Source organism: Bradyrhizobium sp. LeoA1Lang, assembly GCF_055413685.1.
In genome coordinates, this window is sequence record NZ_JBVAPG010000680.1 from 1 (window position 1) to 251 (window position 251).

At 58.2% G+C, this 251-nt stretch carries 1 pseudogene; it reads right to left on the reverse strand.

Annotation, left to right across the window (positions count from 1 at the left end):
• Positions 1 to 33: 33 nt before the first annotated feature.
• Positions 34 to 251: pseudogene (locus ACZYOF_RS44955) on the reverse strand (hypothetical protein); the annotation flags it as partial.

The window sequence follows — 251 nt, forward strand, 5'->3', positions numbered from 1 at the left end:
TTCTCATAGTTAGCAAGCAGTTGATCCAGCAGTTCAGGTGTAATCGTCGTGTCGGTCGTCATGTGAGTCTCCTCGGTAAGGTAAACTCACAGAAACCTGCTTACACATTCTTTCTGACACCCTCCGCGCGAGCGCCACCTTGGCCTTGCTCATGCCGGCGCGCCGGGCGATCCGCATCGCCCAGCTCTTCAATTGCGCACAGCCCTTGACCGGCTTGGTCAGCATGATGTGGGCGGCCTCGTAGAGCGCCG